Source organism: Achromobacter sp. MYb9, assembly GCF_002975275.1.
In the GTDB taxonomy this organism is placed as follows: Bacteria; Pseudomonadota; Gammaproteobacteria; order Burkholderiales; family Burkholderiaceae_B; genus Achromobacter.
In genome coordinates this window covers 26,042-50,725 of the sequence record NZ_PCOQ01000033.1, presented here as the reverse complement: position 1 = coordinate 50,725, position 24,684 = coordinate 26,042, and the positions used below count along the sequence as shown (strand labels likewise).

Here is a 24,684-nt window from a genome sequence, read left to right as displayed (position 1 = left end):
TTCCTGTGTCATGTTCCTGTGTATGTTCCCGTATCAATGCCCGGCCCGCGCGATGCGCGCCTGGGCGGCTTCGCGGATGCCCATGAGCGTTTCGCCCGGTGCGATCCCGTCGGCGTCGTAGCGGATTTCAAGCAGCGCGGGCATGCTGTGTTCCTGGGCAAAGGCCAGCGCGCGCTCGAAGGCTGGGCCGAATTCCGCGGTCCGCTCGACGGCTTCGCCATAGCCGCCGTAGCCCCGGATGATCTGCGTGAAGTCGGGGTTCTGGAAGCCCAGGGCGATCGTGCGCGCCGGGAATTCGCGTTCCTGGTGCGCGCGGATGGTGCCCCAGATGCCGTTGTTGAACACCAGCACCACCACGCCCAGCTTGTACTGCAGCGCCACGCCCAGTTCCTGCATGTTCATCTGGAAGCAGCCGTCGCCCGCGTAGCAGACGACGGTGCGCTGGCGGTCTTCCAGCTTGGCCGAAATGGCGGCGGGCAGGCCGTAGCCCATCGAGCCGACCGTCGGGGTCAGGCTGGTGCCGGGGCCGGTGTAGCGGCGGTAGCGATGCGGGTACAGCGCATAGTTGCCCGCGCCCACGGTGATGCAGGCATCGGGCGGCACGTGCGCGTCGACATAGGCGGCGGCCGCGTCCAGGCTCATGGGGCCGGGCGAGGGCAGCGGCGCCAGGCTGTCCACCAGTTCCTGATGCGCGGCGCGCACGGCGTCGCCGCGCGGCGTGGCGTGGCCCGGGGCCAGCGTGGCCACGCTGGCGGCAAAGCTGGCCACGTCGGCCACGATGGCTTGCGTGGGCGAGAACACGCGGCCCAGTTCGGCGGCGTCGGGGTAGACGTGGATCAGCTGCTGGCGCGGCAGCGGGCTTTCAATGACGGTATAGCCTTCGGTGGTGGCCTCGCCCAGTCGCGTGCCCACGGCCAGCACCAGGTCGGCGTCGCGCAGCCGTTGGCGCAGCGCGGGCGTCATGGCCCAGCCGACGTGTCCGGCGGCGTTGGGATGGCGCTGGTCGAAGCACTCCAGGCGACGCCACGCCGTGCCCACCGGCAGTTCGAAGCGTTCGGCGAAGCCGGCGATCTGGTCAATGGCGGTCTGGTGCCAGCCGTTGCCGCCCAGCAGCAGGAAGGGGCGTTCGGCCGCATCCAGCAGTTGCGTCATGCGCGCCAGGTCGGCGGCGCCGGGGTGGCTGTGCACGCGCGGATAGCGCGGCAGGTCGGCCACGTGGGCGGTGCCCCACAACGTGTCTTCGGGCAGGGCCAGCACGACCGGGCCGGGACGGCCGCTGGTGGCGACGGCGAACGCGCGGGAAATGTACTCGGGGATGCGGTCGGTGCGGTCGATCTGCGCGACCCACTTGGCCATCTGGCCGAACATGCGTCGGTAGTCGATTTCCTGGAAGGCTTCGCGCTCCATGAAGTCGTTGCCGACCTGGCCGACGAACAGGATCATCGGCGTGGAGTCCTGGTAGGCGGTGTGCACGCCAATGCTGGCGTTGGTGGCGCCCGGACCGCGGGTCACGAAGCAGATGCCGGGCTCGCCGGTCAGCTTGCCGTAGGCTTCGGCCATATAGGCCGCGCCGCTTTCCTGGCGGCAGACAATGGGCTCGATGGCATCGGTGTGCTCGTTCAGCGCATCGATGCAGGGCAGATAGCTTTCGCCGGGAATCATGAAGACGCGGCGCGCGCCGTGGATGCGCAATTGCTGCATCAAGATCTGACCGCCATTGCGTTCGGGTAATGCGGCTGACGTCATGCGGAGTCTCCTTGTTGCGGGACGGCCTGCGCCTGGCGCTCGGCGGCCCATCGTTCGAATTGGTCATGGCGCGCCAGCAGGCGGCGCGCGGTGTTGTAAGTCGGGGAATCAATACGCTCGGCGTCGTGGCGGCCGGCCCGCTGGGCCTCGAAGCGGGTCACGCAGTCGCGGGCCGCGGCAACGTCGGCGGTATTGGGCGTGAAGACCGCATGGATCAGCGGGACCTGTTCGGCCACCGTCGCGCATTTCGATTTCAGGCCCAGGCGGCGCGCCCAGCGCAGGTCGGTCTCCAGCGCGGGCAGGTCGCGGTAGTTGAACGGGCAGTCGATCGGGAGGCAGCCGGCGGCCGTGCAGTCCACCAGGAAGCGGGCGCGCACGGCGTGCAGTTCGATGCCGTCCTTGCCGCGCTCCGCGCCCAGGCTGGCGGTCAGGTCCTCGGCCGCCAGCAGGCAGGCGGACACGCGCGGGCTGGCGGTCAGGATGTCATGGGCGCGCACCAGTCCCAGCGCCGACTCCAGCGTGGGCACGATTTCGGTGCTGCCCGGCGGCAGGCCCAGCGTGGCTTCCAGCGCGGTGATGGCTTCGTCCAGCGCAATGATCTGCGCGGCACTTTCGGCATGCGGCAGGAACACCGCGTCCGGTGCGCCGGGCATCACGCCGCGCAGGTCGGCCAGGCCGTCGTCTTCCAGCTTGTTGATGCGCACGGCGGCCACCACGCCCCGGGCGCGGCAGTCGGCGAACAGCGCGGCAATGCGCGGACGCGCCGCCGGGCGCTCGGCCGGCGCGGTGAATTCTTCCAGGTCGGCGACCAGGGCGTCGGCGCCGCTGGCCAGGCCCGCGGCCTGGGCGGCCGCGTCCAGGCCGGGCACGAACATCCAGCTGCGGCGCAGGGCGGCGGGGCGGCGGTGATAGGCGGAATGGGTCATTGCACGTGCCTCGGCAGGAACAGCACCAGTTCGGGAACAAAGGTCAGCAGCAGCATGACCGCGGTCATCGCCAACATCATCCACGACAGCGGGCGCAGCGTCTGCATCATGTTGATGCCGCCGATCTTGCAGGCGGCCATCAGGTCGACCCCCACGGGCGGCGTGTTGGCGCCGATGGCCATGTTGATGGACAGCAGGATGCCGAAGTGCACCGGATCGATGTTGTAGTGCGCCAGCACGGGCATGACGACGGGGGCCACGATGATGATGACCGGGATCGCCTCCATGAATGTGCCCAGCAGCAGCAACACCACCGTCAGCACCAGCAGCACGGCCGTCTTGCTGTCGGTCCACTCCACCAGCAGGGTGGACAGCGCCTGCGGCACCTGTTCGGCCACCAGCACCCAGGCGAACAGACCGGACGCGCCGATAAGCAGCAGGATGGACGCGCTGCTTTCGCCGGTGGACTTGAGGTTGCTCCACAGCGACTTCACGCTTAGCGTGCGGTACCAGAAAAAGCCGATCAGCAACGCGTAGACGATGGCGCTGGAGGCGGCTTCGGTGGCCGTGAAGACGCCGAATCGGATGCCGCCGATGATCAGCACGGGCACCATCAGGGCGGGCAGGGCGTCGATGGCGGCGGCGCGCAGTTCGCCCCACGAGAAGGGCTGGCCGCCGGCCCAGTTGTGCTTGCGCGACTGCCAGATGGCCACGCCAATCAGCGACAGGCCCAGCAGGATGCCCGGGATGATGCCCGCCACGAACAGCTTGCCCACCGAGGTGTCGGTGATGGTGCCGTAGACGATCAGCACGATGCTGGGCGGGATGATGGTGGACGTGGCGCCGGCGCTGCCGACCAGGGCGCAGGAAAAGCCCTTGTCGTAACCGCTGCGCGCCATGGCGGGCAGCAACAGGCTGCCGATGGCCACCACGTCCGCCACACCGGAACCCGACAGCGCGCCGAACATCAGGCAGGCCAGTACCGCCACGACGGCCAGGCCGCCCTTGATGTCGCCCACGATGGCGGCGCACAGACGCACGATGCGCTGGGTCAGCCCCGCGCTGTTCATGAGTTGCGCCGCCAGGATGAAGAGCGGAATCGCCAGCAAGGTGAAGCTGTCCAGCCCCACGACATACTGCTGCGCCGCCACCATCAGGGGGGCGGCATCGTAAACCGCCAGGTAGGCCAGGCAGGACAGCACCAGGCCGAAAGCGATGGGCATGTCGATCAGTACCGTGATCGTGAACACGCCCATCAGGAAGAGAGCACCCGAAGACATCTTGTTAATCCTTTGCCGCGGCGGGAGCGGGCGAGAACAGTTGCGCCAGATGCACCACGATGGTGACGGCGCAGGCGAACGGCAGCGCCAGGTAGACCGTGCCGGCGGACACGTCCAGCGCGGGCAACGTCTGGTCCTTCGTCAGCTCGGCCAACTGCCAGCCGGCGTAGCCCAGCGCGACCAGTCCGGCAATGACCAGCACCTGATTGACGCGTTCAAACACATTCAGCACGCGCGGACTGCGCACGACGAAGGGCAGCAGGCCGGCCATCAGGTGCGACCGTTCGTAGCTGCAGGCGACGCCGCCGATGAAGGCGGACCACACCAGGACCAGGCGCGGCAGTTCTTCGGCCCAATGGGGCGTGGAGTGGGTAACGAAGCGGGCAAACACCACATAGGTGATCAGGATCGCCAGCAAGGCCACCGCCAACGCGGCGAAGGCCTTGCTGATGCCCGACAGGATGGCGGACAGTCGGTTCAGCATTACCGGGCCTCGCGGTACTTCTGCACGATGGCCATCAGCTCAGGGCCGTAGGTGACCGAATAGGTCTTCCACACGGGCTGGACGGCGGCGGCGAATGCGGCTTTGTCCACCTCGTTGACCTGCATGCCTTTCTCTTTCAGCTGCGCCACGAACTGCTGGTCGCCATCGGTGATCATCTTGCGCTGGGCGTCGCGCCACTTGTCGGCGGCGGCCTGCACGATCTTCTTGTCGTCGGCAGAGATGCGGTTCCACACCGGCTTGGAGACGATCAGGTTGGCGGGACCCCAGACGTGGCCGGTCAACGACAGGTATTTCTGCACTTCGAAGAACGACGAGGTATAGATGATGGACAGCGGGTTTTCCTGCGCATCGAATACCTTCTGCTGCAACGCCGAATACAGTTCGCCAAACGCCAGCGGGGCCGGGTTGGCGCCCAGCGCGGTGAAGGTGTCCAGGCGCATCTTGTCTGGCGTCACGCGCGTCTTCAACCCATTCAGGTCGGCGGGCTTGGCGACGGGGCCGCGGTTGTTGGTGACGTGGCGAAAACCGTTTTCCCACCAGGAAATGATGGTCAGGTTCTTCTTGTCGGCCAGCTTGGCCAGCGCCTCGCCCAGATCGCCGTCATAGGCCTTGTAGGCTTGCTGCGAGCTGGACCACGTGTAGGGCAGTTCCACCACGCCGAACTTGGGCTCGATCGGTTGCAGCGAGCCCGAGCCAATGATGGCCGCGCCCTGGCTGCCGATCTGCAGGCCTTCCAGCATGGTTTTTTCGTTGCCCAGCTGGCCGCTGGGGAACAGGATGAAGTTGACGCGGCCGGCGGTCTTTTCCTTGACCTCGGCGGCGAAGCCTTCGGCGGCCTTGTTCCAGCTGTGGCTGGGGGCCAGCACGTGGCCCAGCTTGATGTCCAGGGCGTGGGCGGACAGCGGCGCCAGGCCCGCCATGGCGAATACGGCGCCGGCCAGCAGGACGTTGGATTTCTTGAATGTTTGGATCATGGTGGGGTTCCAGATGCGAAAAGGGATGGATGGATAGGACATCGAAGGCAGGGTGCGGCCCCGCTCAGTAGGATTGCCCCCGCATGGATGCGGGGTGGCCGGGCAAAGGAATGCGCGTGCCGGTATCGGTCAGGCCGTTGTCTCCGACGGCCAGCACCTGCAGCGTGGCATCCAGGAAATTGCCGACATACAGATAGCGGCTGTCGGGGCTGAAGGCCACGCCCTCCGGCAGCGCGCCGACGTCGATGGCGTTGACCCGCGCGACGCGCCGGCCGTCGATGCGCAACAGCACGATCTGGCCGCGGGGATGGTGGAACCATGCCGACGCCGGGTTGTTGGACCCCTGCACGATGGCCACGGCGGCATGCCGGCCGTCGGGGCTGATGGCGATGCCTTCCGGGCCGTCTTCCACCATCAGGCGGTCAATGACGCGGGGCGGCGTGGCCGACAGGTCAACCACGCTGACGGAGTCCGCATGGCCATCGGACGCCGTGGGGCTGCCCATGTCCACCACCAGCGCCAGCGTGCCGTCTGGCGACACGACCAGGTTGAACGGCACGAGGCCGGTGGTCAGATCGTCGGCAGGGTCATGCGTGACGCGGGGCGAGGGGCCGTCTTCGTCGATGTGCAGGACGCCCAGCCGATGCGTGTCGGTCTTGACGACGAAGGCGCGGCGGCCGTCGGCGGAAAACGAGACCGCGACCACGGGCGTGCCCACGTCGACCTCGCCGCAGGATTCGACGCGGCCATCGGCAATCTTCAACACCGACACGGAACGGCCGGCCTTGTTGGCCACCAGGGCCAGCGTTCCCGCGCGGTTGATGGACAGGCCGGACGGCTGCACGCCGATCTGCAGTGTTTGCGTCAATGCGGGCGGGTTTGCGCGCAGGTCGATCACGTGCAGGTCGCGGCCGGGCGTCGGCTGCCAGCCCGCGCCGTCGTCTTGTGCCGGCCACGCCATGGAATCGGCAACCAACGCCAGGCGCTGGTCGGGCGTGACGGCCAGGTTGACGGGCGGGCCGAACAGCGAGTTGGGCAGCGGGAAGGTCGCGACGCATGCCGGCGCGGCAGGATTGGCGGCGGCATCGAAGATGCTGAGGGTGTCGCGCCCAGGGGCCAGGAAACGGATCTGGCCATCGTCCCAGGTGACTTTCTCGTCGTTGCCGACCAGCAGGAAGTGGGGCGCCGGCTTCATGCCGCCCGCTCCTGGGCCTGCGGCACGGCCAGCGTCGCGCCGATCAGTTGCCGCGTATAGGGATGGACGGGCGAAAAATACACACTGTCCGCGTCGCCGCGTTCGACCACCCGGCCGCCCTGCAGCACGACGATCTGGTCCGCGATGTGCTGCACGACGGCCAGGTTGTGACTGATGAACAGGTAGCCCAGGCCGCGTTCGCGCTGCAATGCCATCAGCAGGTTCAGGATCTGGGCCTGCACCGATACGTCCAGCGCCGATGTGGGTTCGTCGCAGATCAGCAGTTGGGGTTCCAGCATCAGTGCGCGGGCGATGGCCACGCGCTGGCGCTGGCCGCCGGACAATTCCCGCGGATAACGCGCCGCGAAGGCCGGAACCAGCCCTACGGCGTCCATCATCCGGCGCACCGAAGCCGCCTGCGTCGTGGCGTCGCCCATGCCGTGCACGCGCAATGGCGCGGTCAGGATTTCGTTGATGGTGCGGCGCGGATTCAGCGACGAGTACGGGTCCTGGAACACCATCTGGATACGGCGAGCGCGGGCACGCGCCGGCATTGCCGCCAGCGGTTGGCCGTCCAGCAGCGCCTGGCCCTGCGTTGGGGCCAACAGGCCCAGCATCAGTTTGGCGATGGTGGATTTGCCGCTGCCGGATTCTCCCACCAGGCCGATGGTCTGGCCGGCGGGCACATGCAGGTCGATGTCGTGCAGGATGCGCGGCGCGGGCCGGCGCGAGAAAAGACTGGCGCGCCCGTACTGGAAACACAGGCCGTTCAGGCTGATGCTGGCGGAGGTCGGATTCATGCCGGGGCTCCTGGGCGCATGGCGCCGGGTTTGACGCAAAGGCAGCGGTGTCCGCCTTGCACGCGGGCGGCGACCGGCTGCGCGCAACGCGCCTCCGCCACCGGGCAACGTTCACGGAAGGCACAGCCGTGGATGGCCGTGTCCAGCGACGGCACCGCGCCCGCGATGGTGGGCAGATCGGTGCGGGGCGCGGTGCGGCCGGGCTGCGGAATGCAATTCAGCAGCATGGCGGTGTAGGGGTGGCGGGGTTGTCCCAGCACCTCCTGGACGCTGCCGCCTTCGACGATGTCGCCCGCGTACATGACGATGACGTGGTCGGCGATGCGCGCCACCAGCCCCATATCGTGCGAGATGAACACCATTCCCAAGCCGAATTCCGCCTGGATGTCGCGCAACAGATCCAGCAGTTCGGCTTGCACCGTTACGTCCAGCGCGGTGGTGGGCTCGTCGGCAATCAGCAATTCGGGGCCGCACATCAGGGCCATCGCAATCATCACGCGCTGGCGCAGGCCGCCCGACAACTCGAACGGGTACTGCTTCATGCGGTCTTGCGGGTTTGCGATGCCGACGCGGCGCAGCAGGTATTCGGCGCGTTCGGCGGCCTGGCGGCGGCTGACGGGCTGGTGCCGGCGCAGCACGTCGATCAGCTGCGTGCCGATCGGAAACACCGGATTCAGCGACGTCATCGGATCCTGGAAGATCATGGCGATGCGCGCCCCGCGCAACGCCGCCAGCTGGCGAGGCGTCAGGGCGGACAGGTCCTGGCCGGCGAATTCCAGCTTCGCCACGCGGCGGCGCGCGGCCGCGGGCAGCAAGTCCAGCAGCGCCAGCGCGGTCAGCGACTTGCCGCAGCCCGATTCGCCGACGATGCACAGGGTCTTGCCGCGTTCCAGGCTGAAGTCCACCGCGCGCACGACGTGTTTGACGTGCGTGGCGGCGTGGATGTCGATGTGCAGGCCCTGGACCTGCAGGAGAGGGGGGTGGGTGGCGGTCATGACGTCAGCCCTTTTTCATTTGGATGGCGCGCAGCGTCTCGCCCGCGCGGTTCACGCACAGGACCAGCACGAACAGCACGATGCTGGGAATGACCACGAGCGACGGCTGGAACAGCATGTTCTCTTTGCCCTCGGCGATCATCAGCCCCAGCGATGGCATCGGGGCCGGCACGCCCAGGCCCAGGAACGACAGCGAGGCCTCCAGCGTGATCGCCATGGCGGCGTCCACGGTGCCGATGATGAGCAGGTTGCCCACCAGGTTCGGCAAGATGTCGCGCCAGATGATCTGCAGATGCGTGCAGCCTTGCAGGCGGGACGCCGTGACGAACTCGGCGTTGCGCAATCCGGCCGCCATGGTGCGCGCAACCAGCGCATAGCGTTCCCACAGCAGCAGGCCCAGCACCAGCATCACGACGGTCAACGAGGCGCCCACCACCGACACCACGGCCAGCGCCACCAGGATGATGGGCAGCGCGAGGCGGGCGGTGATAAGGAACGACACGACGCGGTCGACGGCGCCGCCGAAGTAGCCCGCGACCACGCCGAGCGTCGTGCCGATCAGGCCGCCCATCAGCGCGACGGACAGGCCGATCAAGGCCGATACGCGCACGCCGTACAGCGCGCGTGCCAGCACGTCGCGGCCCAGCTGATCGGTGCCCAGAACGTGGTTCCAGTCGCCGCCCTCGGCCCACACGGGCTCCTGCAACCGTGCCAGCAGGTCTTGCGAATACGGGTCGTGCGCAATCAGGTAGGGGCCGACCAGGCCGGCCAGCACCAGCAGGGCCAGCACGGCCAGGCCGATGCGGCGTTCGCCGCGCGGCACGGCGGGCAGGGAAGAAGACAGGATAGTGCTCATGAGGCGGCTCGCACGCGGGGATCCAGCCAACCGTTGATCAGGTCGGCGGCCAGGGTCAGGACGATGTAGATCAGCGCAAAGATCAGGATCAGCGCCTGCATCGTGGGAAAGTCGCCGCGCAGGATGGACGTCCAGGCCAGCAGCCCGGCGCCGTTGATCGCGAAGACGGTTTCGATGACGACAGAACCGGCCAGCAGGGTGCCCATCTGGGCAGCCGCCAGCGACACCAGGGGGCGCAGGGCGTTGCGCAGCGCGTACTTGAGCACGACGCTGGCGCCGCCCAGGCCCATGGCGCGGGCGGTGCGGATGTAGTCGGTGGCCAGCACCGTCTCCATCTCGGATTTCATCAGGCGCAGCATCGCGGGCATGGCAAAAAGCCCCAGCGCCACGACGGGCATCACGTAGTGTTTCCAGCTGTCGAAGCCAGAGGCAGGCAGCCATTGGTTGCGCACGCTGAACACGATGATCAGCAGGAAAGCCAGGCAGAACGGCGGCATGGCCTGCGCGCAGGCCGACAGCAGCATGGTCGCGCGGTCGATCAGCGAGCCTTTGCGCAGTCCGGCCAGCACGCCCAGCGGAATCGCCAGCAACAGCGCGAACGCCATCGCGGCCAGGCCCAGCTTGGCGGTGGCGGGGAAGTGCTGGCCCAGCAATTCGGCCACGGGACGGCTGAAGTACAGGCTATCGCCGAAATCACCGCGCACGACGCCCGAAAGCCAACGGCCGTACTGCACCAGAATCGGGTCGCTGAAGCCGTGCTGCTGCGACAGCCGGGCGGCGTCGGCGGCGCTGCCTTCACCGGCCAGGCGCGCGGCCGGGTTGCCGGAGGCGAACACCAGCGAAAAGCTGATCAGCGACACGAACACCACCAGCAAGGCGGCAACCAGCAAGCGGCGGAACAGGAATGCAATCATGGGTCAACCTCTGTCGCGATGCACCCGCGCGCGCCGCCCCGCCGGGACGCCGAAGCGCCCCGGCCGGAACAGGCATTGCGCCGGCGCGGCGGCCGTCCGGATCAGTTCCAGGTGGCCTTGTAGAAGCGCGGGAATTCGTCGCCGTCTACCGAAAAGTTCAGGTCTTTGGCCTGCACGGCGTTCAGCGAGTGATTCCACAGCGGCACCCAGTACGCCTGATCCGCCACGATCTTCTGGGCCGCCGCGTAGTTCTTGGCGCGCAGGTCGCGGTCTACCGACGTGTCGGCCGCTTCCAGGTACTTGATGACTTCGGGGTTGCGGGCCTGGTCGTCCGGACCGCCGCGGAAGAAGTTGCTGGTCGACAGCGCCGCGTCGGCGATGCCGTAAGAGCCCCAGTTGGACGACAGCATGGCGATCTTGCCGTCGCGCCAGTTGGTCATGGCGGTGCCGTACTGCTGTTCAACCAGGTTCAGCTTGATGCCGGCCTGCGCCATCTGGGCGGCGGCCGCGTCCAGGATGCTGCGCGGCGGCGCCGAGATCACCAGGTCCAGCGTGATGCCGTTGGGATAGCCGGCGGACGCCAGCAACTGCTTGGCCCGGGCGGGGTCGAACTTATAGGTCTGCACGTCGGCGGCGCAGCCGAACTGGGCCGGGTTGCATGCCGCGTTGATGACTTTGGATGCGCCGCCCACCAGCGCGCGACGGATCGCTTCGCGGTCGATGGCGTAGTTGATGGCCTGGCGGACTTCCTGCTTGGCCAGCGGGGACTTGCCGTCGTCGAAACGCGGATTCAGCGAGATATAGCTGATGCGCATGATGCTGCTGCTCTTGACCGTGACCGACGGCGTCTTCTCCATGCGGCGGGCCACGTCCGGCGGCACGCGCCAGATCCAGTCCAGGCCGCCGGACAGCAATTCCGCGTACTGGGTGTTGGCGTCGGGCAGCACGCGCACCACCAGCTTCTTCACGGCGGGTTTGGCGCCGAAGTAGTCGTCGAAGCGCTCATAGACGTAGCGGCTGCCCGGTTGGCTGTCGGTCAGGCGGTAGGGGCCGGTGCCGATCGGCTTGGCGCCCATGTCGGACTGGTTGGCCTCGTAGTACTTGCGCGGGTAGATCGGCAGGTTCTCGGACAGCATTTCCAGCGCCAGCGGGTAGGGCGTCTTCATCTTGATGCGCACGGTGTCGTCGCCCACTTTTTCCGCGCGGGCGATCCATGCGACCTGGTTCTGGAAGCGTGCCTTGTAGCCATCGGAAGACACCAGGTTCAGCGTGTACAGCACGTCGTCGATGGTCAGCAGCGACCCGTCGTGGAACTTCACGTCGCGGCGGATGGGCAGTTCGATGGTGGTGTCGTCCACGAACTTGTAGCCCGTGGCGATGGCCGGGCCGAATTCGCCCGTGTCCTGGTTCTTTTGCAGCAACCCCGAGAAGACCATGCGCGCCAGCGCCAGGCCGGGACGGTCCGATTCCTTGTACGCGTCCAGCGTGGCCGGCGCCGCGTCGAAGGCGATGTTGAGGGAGTTGTCAGCCTTATTGGCCTGGGCGGCGTGGGCGCCTAGCGCCAATAGCGCCGCGCTCACTAGCTTCACGGTACGGGTCAGCTGCATGTTTTCACCTTGAGATGTTTTAAGTATTTGACGTACGGGTACTGCGTGTACCGCGGTAATGCGGGTCTTGATGGACTGCGGAATCTTGTCGTGCCGCGCAACATCGCAGGCAAGCCGCTCCCCTTGCCGCAGGCGGCGCATTTCGCGCCGGCGGTGCACGCACGGTCGGTAGGGAGAGAGAGAGGCCTGAGGCGCAGGCGGCGGGTTAACGGGTCATCGAATCATCGGATCCCAGCGTTGCCGAAGTCTTCCCGCAAACGCGCCAGGATGCCGACCAGGTGGTCGTGCATGGCATGGCGCGCGCGGATGGGATCGCGGTCGACGATGGCCGCGAGGATGCGTTCATGTTCTTTCTGCGCTTCGCTCCACACTTTGGTGGTCACGAAGTGCTCTTCCAGCCGGTGGAAGACCGGGCTGAGCGTGCTGAGATGCCAGATGTGCGAGATGGCCGCGGCCAGTGCGGCATTGCCGCAGGCTGCGCCGATGGCGCTATGGAAGGCGCGGTCGTGCACGCTGGGCGATTCGGTCAGCGACATGCCTTCATGCGCCACGCGGATCGCCGCGATCTGCGCGGGCGACGCCTTTTGCGCGGCCAGCGCGGCGCATTCCGGTTCGATCAGCAGGCGCGTTTCCAGCAGATCGAAGGGGCCGATGTCGGTGGCTTCGACGCTGTCCGCCGCAGGGGGCAAGGGGGCGTCCTGGTAGCCGCCATCTTCGCGCGGCGGGCAGACGAACACGCCAGTGCCGACGCGCACGTCCACATACCCCTCGATTTCCAGCGCGATCAACGCTTCCCGCACCGACGCGCGGCTGACTTGCAACTGTTCCGCCAACTCTCGTTCGGCGGGCAATCTGCCACCGGCGGGGAAGTCGCCCGCCTTGATGCGCGCGGCGATCTGGTCGGCGATCATGCGGTAAAGGCGGGTCGAGGCTACGGCCTGAAGGGAAGTCATTGTGGCGGGGGAAGGAGTGTTTGGGGGGTAGAGCGTAATAGGTCCGGGGCGGCTATGTCTTGCGCGGGATCGAAGGACAGCGGAAATGCGGTTCAGGGGTCTGATGGTCCAGTGGTCAGGCCACTGGACGAAATGTACCGGACGGAATTCGCCTTGGGAATCGGGAACGGCCCGTTTTCCGCCGTTTTCAGGGAAAACCACTAGGGTGAGGCCGCGGGCGGGGATCACGCGGCCCGGACCGGGGCGGCGTGTCCCCGCGGAACCGATCCGAGGGCGCGCAAGGGGCACGATAGACGCGGGTGGGCCTGCGTCCCCTACACTTGGCGTCTTTATCCGTTCGCCGATTCGCCCATGACTTCACCTCGCGTCAAAGCGCCCCTGCCGGCCTCCCAGCCGCGTCCGCCTCGGACCAAGCCCGCCGAGGTGCGTTTGGAGGAATTGATGGCCGCCGCCGAAAAGCTGTTCCTGGCTAACGGCGTGGAGGCCACCACCATCAGCAGCATCGTGGAAGAGGCCCAGGTCGCCAAGGGCACGTTCTACCACTACTTCCCGGCCAAGACCGACATGCTGGCGGCGCTGGCCGCCCGCTACACGCGCCAGTATCTGGACGCGCTGGAGCGCGCCGTGGCCGCCTGCGAGGACGACGATTGGACGGGCAAGCTGCAAGCCTGGATCCACGCCAGCATCCAGACCTACGTGGATACCTACCGCACGCATGACATCGTCTACGGCAACCATCACCATCACGACCGCCAGAACCGCGACAAGAACGCCATCCTGGACCAATTGCTGGGGATCTTGCAGGGCGGGAAGGCGGCAGGCGCCTGGTCGTTGCCGCAGCCCAGGATCACCGCTTTGCTGATCTATTCGGGCGTGCATGGCGTCAGCGACGATGCCATCGCGGCCCGGTTGGAAGACTGTACGGCGTTCGCGCATCGTGTCTCGGAAGACTGTCTGCGCATGCTCGGCGGACCGGCGCCTGCACGCCGTCGCTAGTGCTCATTGGCTTTGTTGCCGCATCGAAAGGAGATACCCCATGTCCGTGCAAGCCCTGGTTCCTGTCGACCCCGTTGACGCCGCTGCCGTGCGCGCCTGGTTCAAGGAACTGTCCGACCACGTGCAAGCCGTGGATTACGCGGCGGCCCGCCACCTGTTCGCCGACGATTTCGTCGCCTTCGGCACGTATACGAATTTCGTCAGTGGCCGCGACCATGCGGAAAAGACGCAGTGGCGCAACGTCTGGTTCACGATCGACGACTTCGTGTGGCGGCTGGACGATGTGCAGAATTTCGTGTCGCCCGACCGGCTGTTCGCCGTGGGCATGGCGGTGTGGGATTCGACCGGTTACCACCCGGACGGCAAGCCGTTCGAGCGCGTTGGCCGCGCCACCGTGTCGTTCGCGCGGGAAGCCGTGGGCGAACCCTGGGTCGCCACCCATACGCACATGTCGCTGTTCCGCGATACGCCCAGCGTGTCGCACGGCAACAAGCCGGCGCGCAGCTGACGGCGGCTGTTGGCCGGCGTTGCCGCCGACGCAAAAAGGCCCCATCGGATCGGAATCTCGTGAGGCCTTTGGCGGAGGGTGTTCTGCTACGCCGCCAGATTGCGTTTCAGCGCCTGGACGAGGTCGGCCCGGGCTTCTTGCGCCTGGGGCAGCAGGCGCGTCATGCCGATGAAGCTGTGCGGCACGCCCGAGTACACAATGAAGTTCGGGGCGGCGCCAGCGGCGAACAGCTTGTTGGCCAGGTCCAGCGTGTCGTCCAGCAAGGGGTCCAGGGCGGCGGCTTGCAGAATCAGCGGAGGCAGGCCAGCCACGTCCGCGTGCAGCGGCGCAACGCCGGGATCGGTCAGTTGGGCGGCGTCGGTCACGTACTGGCGCCAGAACCAGTCCAGTTTTTCCGTGGACAGCCCGAAGCGCCCGTCGCCAAATGACTCGTGCGAGGCCGTGTCGCGGCGGGCCGACAACATGCCGTAGATGACCACGCCGGTCTTGATGAATGCGTCGCCTTCGTCGCGCAGCCGCTGCAACGCAGCCAGCGTCAGATTGCCACCGGCCGATTCGCCGCCGACCGACAGGCGCTTGGCGTCCAGGCCCAGGGATGGCGCCTGGTCACGCAGCCAGCGCAGTGCGCCCAGGACTTGTTCCAGCGCCACGGGGTAGCGGGCTTCAGGCGACAGCGCGTAAGACAGGCCGGCGGTCACAATGCCGGCGTCGGCCGCGATTTCTCGCTTCCAGCGGTCCAGCGTGTCCAGGTCGCCGTGCGCGAAGCCGCCGCCGTGCAGGTGCAGATACAGCGGCAGCGGTGCGTCCGAGGCGCCTTCCGGGTAGTACAGGCGCAACGTCGCGGGCACCGGCAAATGGTCCAGCCGATGTTCGACCACGCGGCCCACGGGCGGAGCGGGTTGGCTCAGCCATTGCTGATACGCGCGGCTTTGCTCGCGGGTTTCGGCTAGCGGCGTGGTCAGCACGTTGGGCGTGCCCACGCCGTGCTGCTTGGCCAGTGCTTGCGCGGCCAGCACGTCGGCGGCCAGGGTAGGGGTGAAGGTGGCGTTGCTCATATAAATTCCAGTGCTCGCATGCCGTCAGTATGACGCGCTTCGCGGCGCCCGGCCAAATAAGGGCGGGGCATATTGATCCCGCTTCGCCGCGATGCGCCGGCCATCCCGGCGCTATGATGATTTCCTTTCGGGATGCACACCGGACTTCCGCCGGCCACCGGCGCCTTCTTGGATACGCTACGCATGAATGACCGTCTACAACAGGCGCTGCTTCGGTTCGACCAGTACAACAGCGCCGACCCCAATCTGTTTTCGTGGCAGGGCGAAACCTGTCCCCAAGAATTGTTCCTGGCGCAAAAGCTGCATGAATGGGTGCTGAAATTGGCGCCGGATGCGTCCGAGCCGCTGATCCTGGCCTCTCGTTGCCAGCATATCGGACGCTGGGAGATCACCAGAAAGTCCTACCCTGAAGGGCGTATCGGCTACCTGACGTGGCGCAAGGCGCTGGCGCGCCATCACGCGGGCATCGCGGAAGACATCCTGCGCGATACGGGCTATCCCCAAGACGTGATCGACCGCGTGACGGCGATCGTCATGAAGCAGGGCATCAAGCAGGATGCCGATGTGCAGACGATGGAAAACGCCTTGTGCCTGGTGTTTCTGCAATACCAGTACGAAGATTTCCATCCCGCTCACGGCGAGAAGATCGTAGATATTCTGAAGAAGTCGCTGCTGAAGATGGACGCGGCCGGCCACAAGTGGGCGCTGACGCTGCCGTATTCGCCGGCAGGAATGGCGCATATCGAAAAGGCGCTGGCGGGCTGACGCGTCGTCGGCCGCGCAAGTGCAAACCCGGCCTGCGGCGTAGGCCGCAGGCCGGGTTGCTTGTTGCCATCAATGCCGCCTGGCGGCGGTATTACACAGGCGTGTCGGAAGCGGGCTTGCCGGATGCCGGGGCATCGGCGGGGGCATCAACCGGGGCATCGTTCGATGCGTCAGCCGATGCGTCAGCCGCGGGCGCTTCGGTGGCGGCCGGCGTGGCAGCGGCGGGTGCCGTCGTATCGGTAGCCGTCGTATCGGCAACCGCTCCATCAGCGACCTTGGCAACCGCCTCGTCGGCGGCAGGCACTCCGGCGGCCGGCGCTCCGGCAGCGGCAGCGGCTTCCGCCTTCTTGGCCTTGTTGCGCGCGGCGGCGTTCTTGGAGGCGCTGCGCGAAGCCATGCGCTTGGCGTGCTTGGCTTCGTTGGCCGTCACGGCGCCCGAGGGCTCGCCATTCAGGTCCACGCGCGGCGCGTCTTCCACCATGCAGGTCCAGTAGCGGCGGCCATCACACCAGGTCTTGACCGCTTCCTTGATCTGCGCCTCGTCCAGCTGCAGAGCCTGCGCGAGTTGCACCAGGTCCGCCAGCACGCCCAGCTTCAGCGGAAGCTTGGGAGCGGGGTTCTTGGGGAACGCCTTGGGGAAGTGGCGTTGCAGACGCGAAATCGCAACCACGACCGGGTCCACGGGCGTCTCGCGTTCGCGGCGTTCCGCGCGCTGCGGCCGTTGGCCCTTGTCGCCGCCCTGCGGGCGCGCGCCTTTATCGCCGCCTTGCGGACGCGGGCCCTTGCCGGCGCCTTGCGACGAACGGGGGCCCTTGCCGCCGCCCTGCGGACGCGATTCCTTCTTGGGGGCCGGCTCTTCAGGCGCTTGCTTGGTAATCAATGCCCGGATCGCGGCTAACTGTTCTAGTCCCATGTGCTACACAAAAAAAAGGTTGAGGCCGTGAGCATCAGCGCTCCGGCGGCTATCCCGACACTACGACAAGCAGCGCCAGGGACAAAAGAATGCCGAACGCGGCCAAGGCGAACGGCAGTAGTAGAACATACACGCTGCGTTCTTGCCCTGGTCCGTGAGCCAGGCCGGCCGCGATCGACATTCTTACCGGTGAAAAAATGCCCATCGCCGTGCCCGATACGTGTAACAGCGCAGCCGCTGCCGGCACGTTCAGGCCCGCTTGAACCGCTAATGATAGCTGGGACGGCATGAACAGGCTGTTCGGCGCGTTGCCGCTGTTTGCCAATATACCGAACGCGCCGGCCAGCACGGGAGTGATCAGGATGGTCCAGTCCTGGAAGGTGGCGAACAAGCCGTCCGCATACGCCTGCGAGATGCCGGCGCCCGCCAGCACTTCGGCCATCATGGCGAACAGGAATACGGACATGACGGCGTGGCGACCCGTTTTCCAGGATGCGCGCGCCTGCGTGGCCAGCGCGCCGGGTTCGCGGCGCCAGGCGGCCATGGCAAGCGCGCCCGCGACCAGCCAGCTGCCGGCATGCAGGAACGGCAGCCAGGCGGGCAGGTCCGCGAAAGGCTGGAAGTCGGCCAGCGTGCCCAACGCGCGGTTGACGGCAGGGATCAGGCGTGTGGCCACCAGGCAGGCGATCACCAGAATGTACGGCAAGGCGCGGCGTGCCGCGGCCAGCGCTTGTGGGCGGTTGGGGCGGCGGTCCAGCAGGAAGCGCAGCACGATCAACGGGCCGTAGGCGGCCAGCAATGCCGTTTCCGGACCCAGCAAGGCGGTTGCGGCCGTCAGCAGGCCCAGGCTGGCCGCCATCCAGGCGGCTTCCCGGCGGTGTTCGGCGGCGTCGGCGCGCAGGCCCGCGTGGCGGGCCGTGCGCCAGAACAACAGCATCCACACGGCCATCAGCAGCGCCACCGCCACCATGCTGTACAACGCCAGCTCCGGGGCCGGCACGCGCGCATACGCGGACGCCAGCAACGTGCCGCTACCCATTGCCCCCCAGGGGATCAGGGTCTGGCTCAGCAAGGCGAACACCATGATGTCGCGCGGTTTCAAGCCTAGCGGGCGAATCAGCAGCACGGTGCCCAGCATGCCCACGCCGAAGCCGGTGGCGGACTCGGCGAACGGTCCGATCAGGAAACAGGCGAAGAACAGGCGCCGGCGGCGGGCCAGCGGGTCGTTCAGCCCGGCCTGGCCTTGCGCGGCCGGTGCGGGCGCGTTCCCTTGCGACGCCATTTGCCAGAACAACAGCCCGCCCAGGATGTAAGGGGTGATGATCCAGCCGATCCACAGGCCGCGCTCAAGCGTCACGGCCAGTTGCGCGCCGCTGAACGGCGCGGGCGCCGCGTAGAGCGCGATGGGGACGGCGGCAAACAGCCCCAGCACGGCGGCAATAGTGGTGTTGACCCGCCCGCTGGCGATGGCGGCGATCACGGTCAGGGCGGGCAGGGACCACAGGAGGTACATCATGTTGGCGAGTTTATTGCGGCGCGGATGCCGCAGGCGAACGCAGCACGATCTGCGTGATTTCCGAGGGGCGGCCCAAGCGGATCGGGAAGCCGGGCCACAGGCCGGTGCCGTTGCTGACATACAGGCTCATGGCGCCTACCTGGTACTGCCCGGAAACATAGCCTTCATTGGCCAGTTGCGTCAGCAGGTGCGGGCCCAGGATTTGTCCCCCGTGGGTGTGGCCGGACAATTGCAGGCCCGCGCCGGCTTGGGCGTTCAGCGCCGCGCCGGCGGGGCGGTGGCTCAAAAGGATGACCGGATCATTCGCTTGCACGCCGGCCAGCGCCTGCTTTACGTCGGGCATGGGCTGGTCGTAGGCCCCCGCCATCCTGTCGGTGACGCCGGCCAGCACCAGGCGCTTGCCGTTCGGCGTCAGCGTGACGTGGTCGTTCAACAGCAGGCGCAGGCCCAGCTTGTCGAATGCAGGCAGCCAACGCTGGTATTCGGCGTAGTACTCGTGGTTGCCGGGGATTGCGTAGACGCCGTGGCGGGCGCGCAGCGCTTGCAGCGGCAACACGTCGGCGACGCGGGCGGCGGTCGTGCCGTCGACCAGATCGCCCGTGATGACCAGCAGGTCCGGGTTCAGGGCGTTTGTCTTCTTGACGACGGCGTCGATCCAGGGCGCTTCCAGCAGACGGCTGGCGTGCAGGTCGGTCAGTTGCACCACGCGGAAACCGTCCAGCTCGGGCGGCAGCTTCGGCAAGACGATTTCAAGCGTCTTCACGTCTGGCACGCGCACCGCCTGCCACACGCCAATGGCCGCCAAGGCCACCGCCAGCACGGCGGCGACCTGGCGCCAGCGGGCCGCAGCCCACAGCCGGCGGCCACGCTCGCGCGATACCGCGTAGACGGCCAGGCCGCCCACGTCGCGGGCAAGCAGCAGCATGGCCAGCAGGAGCAGGCTGCCGAACAGCCAGCCCAGCGCCATCAGCAGCGTGGCCGGAATTTCAGGCGACGCCATGCTGCCGAAGAAATTGCGCGTCACCAGATGGTGTTCGGCCACCGCCAGCAGCAGGACGGAAAGCAGCGCTTTGACAGGCTTGGAAACGGACAGCGGCAGGACGAAACGCCAGATGACATAGAGACTGATCAGTCCGGTGAAAACATGAAACACGCGGGAATTCCTACTGAAAGCGGCGGGGAACCGGGGCTGGCGCCATGGCGTCCAGGGCCAGGCCGAAGGCGAGCGTCATTATGACGATCTGGCGCTGACGGCGCCGGGTACCCCGACCGCCCGTAGGGACAAAGCGGCGGTTTGCCGGCCGCTGTCATCAGCCGGAAGCCGGTGTTCCGCGTGGTGTCAGTCCCATTGGTAACGGGCGGGTTGCTTGTCCACGAAGCGGCGCGCGGCCTCGCGATGGAAGGCGCTGTCGCGGCCTTCGAATCCGTCGCGGCCTTCCGCCAGCGCCCGCGAGATCGATTTGATGTCTCCGTCCGCGCAGAAGTGGCCGCCCGAGCCGGTCAGCACGACCGCCTTCACGGTATCGTCGTCGCGCACCTCTCGCAGCGCGCGGGTTATTGCGCTTTCAGGCCCAGGTCTCGGGCGACGGGCAGCCAGCGGTCGCGTTCGGCTTGCACGAACGCGGCAAACACGCCGGCGTCGCCCGGCATGGGCACCGCGCCGATGGCGGTCAGCTTGCGCTGCAGGTCCGCTTGCGCGAGCGCGCGATTGACGTCCTGGTTCATGCGTTGCACTGTCGCGGCGGGGGTGCCGGCCGGCGCCACCAGGCCGAACCAGGCGCTGGCGTCGATGCCCGGATAGCCCAGCTCGGCGGCGGTGGGCACGTCGGGCAGGCCGGCGAAGCGCTTGTCGTCCAGCACGGCGAATGGCCGGATCTTGCCGGCCTGAGCCTGCGCCATGCACGAAGGCAGGGCGTCGAACATCATGTCGGTGCTGCCGCCCATCAAGCCGACGATGGCTGGCGCGCTGCCCTGGTAAGGCACGTGCGTGACCTGGAACCCGAGTTTGCTGACGGCGTGCTCGCCGGCCAGATAGGTGATGTTGCCCGTGCCGGCCGACCCCATCGTCAGCTTGCCCGGCGCCTGCCGGCCCAGCGCAATCAGTGTTTTGACGTCCGACGCCGGCAGATCGTGGCGCACCACCAGCAGCAGCGGCGATTTGGCCATGCCGGACACGGGTACGAAGTCGCGGGCGGGGTCGTAGGTCATCTTGGCGTACAGGGCCTGGTTGACCACCAGCGGGGCATTGGAGCCGACGAAGAAGGTTCTGCCGTCCGGCTTGGCGCGCGCCACGTGATCGGCGGCGATCATGCCCGCCGCGCCCGGCTTGTTCTCGATGATGATGGGCGCGCCGCCGGCCTTGCTCATTTCCTGGGCCACCAATCGGGCGATCTGGTCGGCGGCGCCGCCCGGCGGGTAGGGCACGACGAACCTGACGGGGGCGTCCTGGGCGGCGGACGGCGCGGACACCAAGGCGGCCAGCAAGGCAGGCAACAGGGTGTGTCGCAAGAAAGCGCCGCGCGCGGCGGCCGTGAAAATGCGCATGGTGTTGTCTCCGGTAGGGGCGGTGGCGTTCAGACGACGCCTCGGGCTTTCAACTCGGCAATGCGCAAGGGGCAGAGGCCCAACCGGTCGCGCAGCACGTCGTCGGTGTGCTGACCCAGTTCGGGCGCTGCGTGCGCGTAGCGCATGGGCGTGGCGCTCATGCGGATGGGATTGGCGACGGCGGGCGTCGGTACGCCGGAGGCATGCGGCAATGACAACTGCATGCCGCGATGGCGCACGTGCGGATCCTGGAACACCTGCTCGATGTCGTAGATCGGGCCGCAGGGCACGCCGGCGGTCTGCAGGACGTCGACCCATTCCCGCATCGGCCGCGCCAGCATGGCCTGCGCGATAGGCGGAATCAGCGTGGCGCGGTTCCGGTTGCGCTGGGCGGCCGTGGCATAGCGTTCGTCGGCGGCAAGCTCGGGTCGCCCGATCGCGGCGCAAAACGCGCGGTATTGACCGTCATTGCCCACCGCCACGATCACCGAGCCTTCGCGGCAAGCAAACACCTGGTAGGGCACCATATTGGAATGGGCATTGCCCATGCGCTGCGGCACGTTGCCCGACAGGAAATAGTTGATGGCCTGATACGACGAGATCGTCACCACGCAGTCCAGCAGCGCCATGTCGATATGCTGGCCTTCGCCGCTGATGTGGCGATGCTCCAGCGCCGCCAGGATCGCCGTGCTGGTGTAGACGCCAGTCAGCAGGTCGGTGATCGCGATGCCGGACTTCATCGGTTCGCGGTCGGGTTCTCCGGTGATGCTCATCAGGCCGCCCATGCCCTGAAACACGAAGTCGTAGCCGGGCAGGGGAGCATAGGGGCCGTCCTGGCCGAAGCCGGTGACCGAGCAATAGACCAGGCGCGGGTTGATCTCGCGCAGGCTGGCATAGTCCAGGCCGTAACGCGCCAGCGTGCCCACCTTGTAGTTCTCGACCAGCACATCCGAATCCCGCGCCAGATCGCGGATCAACGCCTGCCCCTCGGGGGTGGCAAGGTCCACCGTTACCGAACGCTTGCCCCGGTTGGCGCTTAGAAAATAGGACGAGTCCCGGGTTTCTTCGCCGTCGGCGCCGACCAGGAATGGCGGGCCCCAGGCCCGCGTGTCGTCGCCCGCCTGCGGCCGTTCGATCTTGATGACGTCGGCGCCCATGTCAGCCAGCGTCTGGGTGGCCCAAGGGCCGGCCAGCACGCGCGTCAAGTCCAGCACTTTCAGATGGGATAGCGCGCCGCGCGGCGCGGCGGCGTTGTTGTCTCGTTCCATATCGCTCCGATCGGGGTGGGCCCCGTTATGTGTCGGTTCACGGTAATAAGCCCCGGGGGCCCCGTCCAATATCGTTTTCGGCGGCTGTGATTCGAGTTGCGTATCGCCAGCGGCACGGCGCCGCAGGCGTTCAGCCCGATGCAATATGGCGTGCGCTATCATCCGGGTAAACCCTGGTGCAAAGCACCTGCCCCCTCTGTCCGATTCATGTCCCCCACACCCCACACCACGCCCGAGGGTCAGCCCATCGGGACGTTCGCGTTGACCGCGCGGATCGTTTCCATCGCCGTCTTCACCTTCATCTGCTACCTGGCCATCGGCTTGCCGCTGGCCGTATTGCCGGGCTACGTGCATGGCAATCTGGGCTACGGGTCCGTGCTGGCCGGCCTGGCCATCAGCGTGCAATACGTGGCGACGCTGCTCAGCCGTTCGCACGCGGGCCGCATGGCCGACACCGTGGGCCCCAAGCAGACGGTGGTGATCGGCATGATCGCGTGCGCAGCCAGCGGGGTCTTCCTGCTGCTGGCCTATGCTTTCGAACGCAGCGCCTGGCTCAGTCTGACGGCCATCATCGTCAGCCGCCTGGCGCTGGGATTCGGCGAAAGCTGGGTGGGCACGGGGTCGGCTACCTGGGCGATCGCCCGCGTCGGCCCGTTGCACACCGCCCGCGTCATCTCGTGGAACGGCATCTGCACCTATGGCGGCCTGGCGCTCGGCGCGCCCTTGGGCGTCCACCTGCAAAGGGAATGGAGCATGGGCGCGCTGGGCGGCATGGTGCTGCTGCTGGGCCTGGCCGGGCTGGGGATGGCGGTGTCGCGCGCCGCCGTGGCCATCGTCGGCGGCCACCGCATGGCGTTCAAGAGCGTGGTGATGCGTGTGTTCCCGCATGGCATGGCGCTGGGGTTGGGCTCGGTGGGGTTCGGCACGCTGGCGGCCTTCGTGGCGCTGTACTACGCCAGCTTTTCATGGGACGGCGCGGCGCACGCGCTCAGCGCCTTCGGCGGCGCATTCATCGGCGTGCGTCTATTGTTTGCCGGGACCATCACGCGATTCGGCGGTTTCCGGGTGGCGCAGGTGTCGTTCCTGGTGGAGGCGGCCGGGCTGTTGCTGCTATGGCTGGCGCCCAATCCCGTGGCCGCGCTGCTGGGCGCGGCGCTGACCGGCTGCGGCTTCGCGCTGGTGTTCCCGGCGATCGGCGTCGAAGCGGTGGCGCGGGTGCCAGCCGGCAGCCGCGGCGCGGCGCTGGGCGCGTATTCCGCGTTCCTGGACCTGGCATTGGGGGTAACCGGGCCAGTCGCCGGCTACATCTCCAGCGGTTACGGTTATCCGTCCATCTTCCTGGCGGCCGCGGTGGCCGTGCTGGCGGGTTTCATGATCGCCTTCGGCCTGCAACGGCATGCCATGCGTCCGCAAGCGTCCAGGTAACAGGCGCTATCCCAGTTCCCACATAACCAAAAGAAGTTAAGACATTCAATATTGATCGTTTGAATTCATATAACGAATTGTTAGATTAGGCCTCGTTCTCCACGCGCGCCCACGATTCGTTCCATGAACCTCACCTTCGATCACGTCCACAAGCACTTCGGCGACCTGCCCGTCGTGGATGGCTTTACCAGTGAAATCAAGGCCGGCGAGCTGGTCGCGCTGGTCGGCCCGTCGGGCTGCGGCAAATCCACGTTGCTGCATCTGGCGGCCGGGCTGGAAAAGCCCACGCAGGGCAGCGTGCTGGCCGATGGCCAGGCCGTCGGCGGCCCGCACCCCAGCCGCACGCTGGTGTTCCAGGAACACGCGCTGTATCCCTGGCTGACCCTGGAAGACAACGTGGCGCTGGCGCTGGAATTCCAGAACACGCCCAAGAAGCGCGCTCGCGAGGCCGCCCGCCATTGGCTGGCGCGCGTCAGCCTGGGCGGCTTCGAACACTATTACCCGCACCAGGTATCGGGCGGCATGCGCCAACGGGCCGCGCTGGCGCGCGCCTTCATCGCGCAGCCCAAGACGATGCTGATGGACGAGCCGTTCGGCGCGCTGGATGCCCTGACTCGCCTGAGCCTGCAAGATGTGCTGCGCCAGTTGATCGCCCAGGAAAAGCCCACGGTGCTGCTGGTCACGCACGACGTGGACGAAGCCTTGTTCCTGGCGGACCGCATCGTCGTCTTCAGCCCGCGTCCGGCACGCGTATTGCGCGAATTCAACCTCGCGCATCGCGAGAAAACGCACGATCTGTCGGGTCTGGCTGCTGAAAAGCGAGAAATCCTGCGACTGCTGGGCATCGCGGTGGACGGCTCGCAGGCGCACTCGGACCTGGCCCTGGCCGCCTGACCGGCATTCCCATTACAGGTGGCGCCGCAGCGCCGCCGACCTTGAATTC

General features: G+C 67.2%; 24 protein-coding genes. 5 read left to right on the top strand and 19 right to left on the bottom strand.

Annotated features, from left to right (window positions below):
* Positions 1-33: 33 nt before the first annotated feature.
* The 12 genes from CQ050_RS28475 to CQ050_RS28420 form a co-directional block, all read right to left on the bottom strand.
* Entirely contained in the window at positions 34-1,746 is a 1,713-nt protein-coding gene (locus tag CQ050_RS28475; protein WP_105560185.1) for a thiamine pyrophosphate-binding protein, read from the bottom strand.
* The gene (locus tag CQ050_RS28470; protein ID WP_105560184.1) at positions 1,743-2,672 is read right to left on the bottom strand and encodes a CoA ester lyase; all 930 of its coding nucleotides are present in this window, start codon (positions 2,670-2,672) and stop codon (positions 1,743-1,745) included. Before CQ050_RS28470 ends, CQ050_RS28475 begins: the two co-directional genes overlap by 4 nt.
* Positions 2,669-3,952 (bottom strand): TRAP transporter large permease, encoded by a 1,284-nt coding sequence (locus tag CQ050_RS28465; RefSeq protein ID WP_105560183.1) that lies wholly within the window; start codon positions 3,950-3,952, stop codon positions 2,669-2,671. The genes CQ050_RS28470 and CQ050_RS28465 overlap by 4 nt, the downstream gene beginning before the upstream one ends.
* Positions 3,953-3,956: 4 nt before the next feature.
* The gene (locus tag CQ050_RS28460; RefSeq protein ID WP_105560182.1) at positions 3,957-4,436 is read right to left on the bottom strand and encodes a TRAP transporter small permease; all 480 of its coding nucleotides are present in this window, start codon (positions 4,434-4,436) and stop codon (positions 3,957-3,959) included.
* Entirely contained in the window at positions 4,436-5,431 is a 996-nt protein-coding gene (locus CQ050_RS28455) for a DctP family TRAP transporter solute-binding subunit (protein WP_105560198.1), read from the bottom strand. Before CQ050_RS28455 ends, CQ050_RS28460 begins: the two co-directional genes overlap by 1 nt.
* 64 nt (positions 5,432-5,495) lie before the next feature.
* Entirely contained in the window at positions 5,496-6,626 is a 1,131-nt protein-coding gene (locus CQ050_RS28450) for a YncE family protein (RefSeq protein WP_105560181.1), read from the bottom strand.
* The gene (locus CQ050_RS28445; protein WP_105560180.1) at positions 6,623-7,426 is read right to left on the bottom strand and encodes an ATP-binding cassette domain-containing protein; all 804 of its coding nucleotides are present in this window, start codon (positions 7,424-7,426) and stop codon (positions 6,623-6,625) included. The genes CQ050_RS28450 and CQ050_RS28445 overlap by 4 nt, the downstream gene beginning before the upstream one ends.
* Positions 7,423-8,421, bottom strand: a complete 999-nt coding sequence (locus CQ050_RS28440) for an ABC transporter ATP-binding protein (RefSeq protein WP_105560179.1) — start codon at positions 8,419-8,421, stop codon at positions 7,423-7,425. Before CQ050_RS28440 ends, CQ050_RS28445 begins: the two co-directional genes overlap by 4 nt.
* Before the next feature lie 4 nt (positions 8,422-8,425).
* Complete coding sequence (locus CQ050_RS28435; protein ID WP_105560178.1) at positions 8,426-9,277, bottom strand: ABC transporter permease; 852 nt, start codon at positions 9,275-9,277, stop codon at positions 8,426-8,428.
* Positions 9,274-10,191 carry an ABC transporter permease gene (locus CQ050_RS28430; RefSeq protein WP_105560177.1) on the bottom strand — a complete coding sequence of 306 codons (918 nt, stop codon included), beginning with the start codon at positions 10,189-10,191 and terminating at the stop codon, positions 9,274-9,276. The genes CQ050_RS28435 and CQ050_RS28430 overlap by 4 nt, the downstream gene beginning before the upstream one ends.
* Positions 10,192-10,292: 101 nt before the next feature.
* Entirely contained in the window at positions 10,293-11,798 is a 1,506-nt protein-coding gene (locus CQ050_RS28425; RefSeq protein ID WP_105560176.1) for an ABC transporter substrate-binding protein, read from the bottom strand.
* Positions 11,799-12,019: 221 nt separating this feature from the next.
* A complete protein-coding gene (locus CQ050_RS28420; RefSeq protein WP_105560175.1) occupies positions 12,020-12,751 on the bottom strand; it encodes a FadR/GntR family transcriptional regulator in 732 nt (243 codons plus the stop codon).
* A gap of 351 nt (positions 12,752-13,102) precedes the next feature.
* On the opposite strand from CQ050_RS28420, the gene CQ050_RS28415 reads away from it, so the two are divergent.
* Together CQ050_RS28415 and CQ050_RS28410 are read left to right on the top strand one after the other, a co-directional pair.
* A complete protein-coding gene (locus tag CQ050_RS28415; RefSeq protein WP_105560174.1) occupies positions 13,103-13,747 on the top strand; it encodes a TetR/AcrR family transcriptional regulator in 645 nt (214 codons plus the stop codon).
* A gap of 40 nt (positions 13,748-13,787) precedes the next feature.
* Entirely contained in the window at positions 13,788-14,255 is a 468-nt protein-coding gene (locus tag CQ050_RS28410) for a ketosteroid isomerase (RefSeq protein ID WP_105560173.1), read from the top strand.
* Positions 14,256-14,341: 86 nt separating this feature from the next.
* On the opposite strand, the gene CQ050_RS28405 is transcribed toward CQ050_RS28410, so the two are convergent.
* On the bottom strand, positions 14,342-15,310 hold the full coding sequence (locus tag CQ050_RS28405) for an alpha/beta hydrolase (RefSeq protein ID WP_105560172.1): 969 nt from the start codon (positions 15,308-15,310) through the stop codon (positions 14,342-14,344).
* Between the two features lie 183 nt (positions 15,311-15,493).
* Between CQ050_RS28405 and CQ050_RS28400 the strand changes: the two genes are divergently transcribed.
* Positions 15,494-16,075, top strand: coding sequence for a DUF4202 domain-containing protein (locus CQ050_RS28400; RefSeq protein ID WP_105560197.1), 582 nt, complete (start codon positions 15,494-15,496; stop codon positions 16,073-16,075).
* 91 nt (positions 16,076-16,166) lie between these two features.
* Here CQ050_RS28400 and CQ050_RS28395 read toward each other — a convergent pair whose 3' ends face one another.
* From CQ050_RS28395 to CQ050_RS28370, 6 genes are all read right to left on the bottom strand, one after another.
* Complete coding sequence (locus tag CQ050_RS28395; protein ID WP_105560171.1) at positions 16,167-16,955, bottom strand: ProQ/FinO family protein; 789 nt, start codon at positions 16,953-16,955, stop codon at positions 16,167-16,169.
* 82 nt (positions 16,956-17,037) lie between these two features.
* The gene (locus CQ050_RS28390) at positions 17,038-18,504 is read right to left on the bottom strand and encodes a hypothetical protein (protein ID WP_105560170.1); all 1,467 of its coding nucleotides are present in this window, start codon (positions 18,502-18,504) and stop codon (positions 17,038-17,040) included.
* Positions 18,505-18,514: 10 nt separating this feature from the next.
* The gene (locus tag CQ050_RS28385; protein ID WP_105560169.1) at positions 18,515-19,657 is read right to left on the bottom strand and encodes a metallophosphoesterase; all 1,143 of its coding nucleotides are present in this window, start codon (positions 19,655-19,657) and stop codon (positions 18,515-18,517) included.
* A 186-nt stretch (positions 19,658-19,843) separates the two neighbouring features.
* Positions 19,844-20,041: a hypothetical protein gene (locus tag CQ050_RS31040; RefSeq protein WP_199196954.1), complete on the bottom strand. Its 198-nt coding sequence runs from the start codon at positions 20,039-20,041 to the stop codon at positions 19,844-19,846.
* A 17-nt stretch (positions 20,042-20,058) separates the two neighbouring features.
* On the bottom strand, positions 20,059-21,048 hold the full coding sequence (locus CQ050_RS28375) for a tripartite tricarboxylate transporter substrate binding protein (RefSeq protein ID WP_105560168.1): 990 nt from the start codon (positions 21,046-21,048) through the stop codon (positions 20,059-20,061).
* 29 nt (positions 21,049-21,077) lie between these two features.
* Positions 21,078-22,316 (bottom strand): CaiB/BaiF CoA-transferase family protein, encoded by a 1,239-nt coding sequence (locus tag CQ050_RS28370; RefSeq protein WP_105560167.1) that lies wholly within the window; start codon positions 22,314-22,316, stop codon positions 21,078-21,080.
* A 207-nt stretch (positions 22,317-22,523) separates the two neighbouring features.
* Between CQ050_RS28370 and CQ050_RS28365 the strand changes: the two genes are divergently transcribed.
* On the top strand, positions 22,524-23,741 hold the full coding sequence (locus CQ050_RS28365; protein ID WP_105560166.1) for an MFS transporter: 1,218 nt from the start codon (positions 22,524-22,526) through the stop codon (positions 23,739-23,741).
* Between the two features lie 123 nt (positions 23,742-23,864).
* Positions 23,865-24,635 carry an ABC transporter ATP-binding protein gene (locus CQ050_RS28360; RefSeq protein WP_105560165.1) on the top strand — a complete coding sequence of 257 codons (771 nt, stop codon included), beginning with the start codon at positions 23,865-23,867 and terminating at the stop codon, positions 24,633-24,635.
* Positions 24,636-24,684: the final 49 nt, after the last annotated feature.

Excerpts from the sequence above, each read along its gene's own strand:
- CQ050_RS28475 (WP_105560185.1), bottom strand. The coding sequence starts at position 1,746 with ATGACGTCAGCCGCATTACCCGAACGCAATGGCGGTCAGATCTTGATG.
- CQ050_RS28470 (WP_105560184.1), bottom strand. The coding sequence starts at position 2,672 with ATGACCCATTCCGCCTATCACCGCCGCCCCGCCGCCCTGCGCCGCAGC.
- CQ050_RS28465 (WP_105560183.1), bottom strand. The coding sequence starts at position 3,952 with ATGTCTTCGGGTGCTCTCTTCCTGATGGGCGTGTTCACGATCACGGTA.
- CQ050_RS28460 (WP_105560182.1), bottom strand. The coding sequence starts at position 4,436 with ATGCTGAACCGACTGTCCGCCATCCTGTCGGGCATCAGCAAGGCCTTC.
- CQ050_RS28455 (WP_105560198.1), bottom strand. The coding sequence starts at position 5,431 with ATGATCCAAACATTCAAGAAATCCAACGTCCTGCTGGCCGGCGCCGTA.
- CQ050_RS28450 (WP_105560181.1), bottom strand. The coding sequence starts at position 6,626 with ATGAAGCCGGCGCCCCACTTCCTGCTGGTCGGCAACGACGAGAAAGTC.
- CQ050_RS28445 (WP_105560180.1), bottom strand. The coding sequence starts at position 7,426 with ATGAATCCGACCTCCGCCAGCATCAGCCTGAACGGCCTGTGTTTCCAG.
- CQ050_RS28440 (WP_105560179.1), bottom strand. The coding sequence starts at position 8,421 with ATGACCGCCACCCACCCCCCTCTCCTGCAGGTCCAGGGCCTGCACATC.
- CQ050_RS28435 (WP_105560178.1), bottom strand. The coding sequence starts at position 9,277 with ATGAGCACTATCCTGTCTTCTTCCCTGCCCGCCGTGCCGCGCGGCGAA.
- CQ050_RS28430 (WP_105560177.1), bottom strand. The coding sequence starts at position 10,191 with ATGATTGCATTCCTGTTCCGCCGCTTGCTGGTTGCCGCCTTGCTGGTG.
- CQ050_RS28425 (WP_105560176.1), bottom strand. The coding sequence starts at position 11,798 with ATGCAGCTGACCCGTACCGTGAAGCTAGTGAGCGCGGCGCTATTGGCG.
- CQ050_RS28420 (WP_105560175.1), bottom strand. The coding sequence starts at position 12,751 with ATGACTTCCCTTCAGGCCGTAGCCTCGACCCGCCTTTACCGCATGATC.
- CQ050_RS28415 (WP_105560174.1), top strand. The coding sequence starts at position 13,103 with ATGACTTCACCTCGCGTCAAAGCGCCCCTGCCGGCCTCCCAGCCGCGT.
- CQ050_RS28410 (WP_105560173.1), top strand. The coding sequence starts at position 13,788 with ATGTCCGTGCAAGCCCTGGTTCCTGTCGACCCCGTTGACGCCGCTGCC.
- CQ050_RS28405 (WP_105560172.1), bottom strand. The coding sequence starts at position 15,310 with ATGAGCAACGCCACCTTCACCCCTACCCTGGCCGCCGACGTGCTGGCC.
- CQ050_RS28400 (WP_105560197.1), top strand. The coding sequence starts at position 15,494 with ATGAATGACCGTCTACAACAGGCGCTGCTTCGGTTCGACCAGTACAAC.
- CQ050_RS28390 (WP_105560170.1), bottom strand. The coding sequence starts at position 18,504 with ATGATGTACCTCCTGTGGTCCCTGCCCGCCCTGACCGTGATCGCCGCC.
- CQ050_RS28375 (WP_105560168.1), bottom strand. The coding sequence starts at position 21,048 with ATGCGCATTTTCACGGCCGCCGCGCGCGGCGCTTTCTTGCGACACACC.
- CQ050_RS28370 (WP_105560167.1), bottom strand. The coding sequence starts at position 22,316 with ATGGAACGAGACAACAACGCCGCCGCGCCGCGCGGCGCGCTATCCCAT.
- CQ050_RS28365 (WP_105560166.1), top strand. The coding sequence starts at position 22,524 with ATGTCCCCCACACCCCACACCACGCCCGAGGGTCAGCCCATCGGGACG.
- CQ050_RS28360 (WP_105560165.1), top strand. The coding sequence starts at position 23,865 with ATGAACCTCACCTTCGATCACGTCCACAAGCACTTCGGCGACCTGCCC.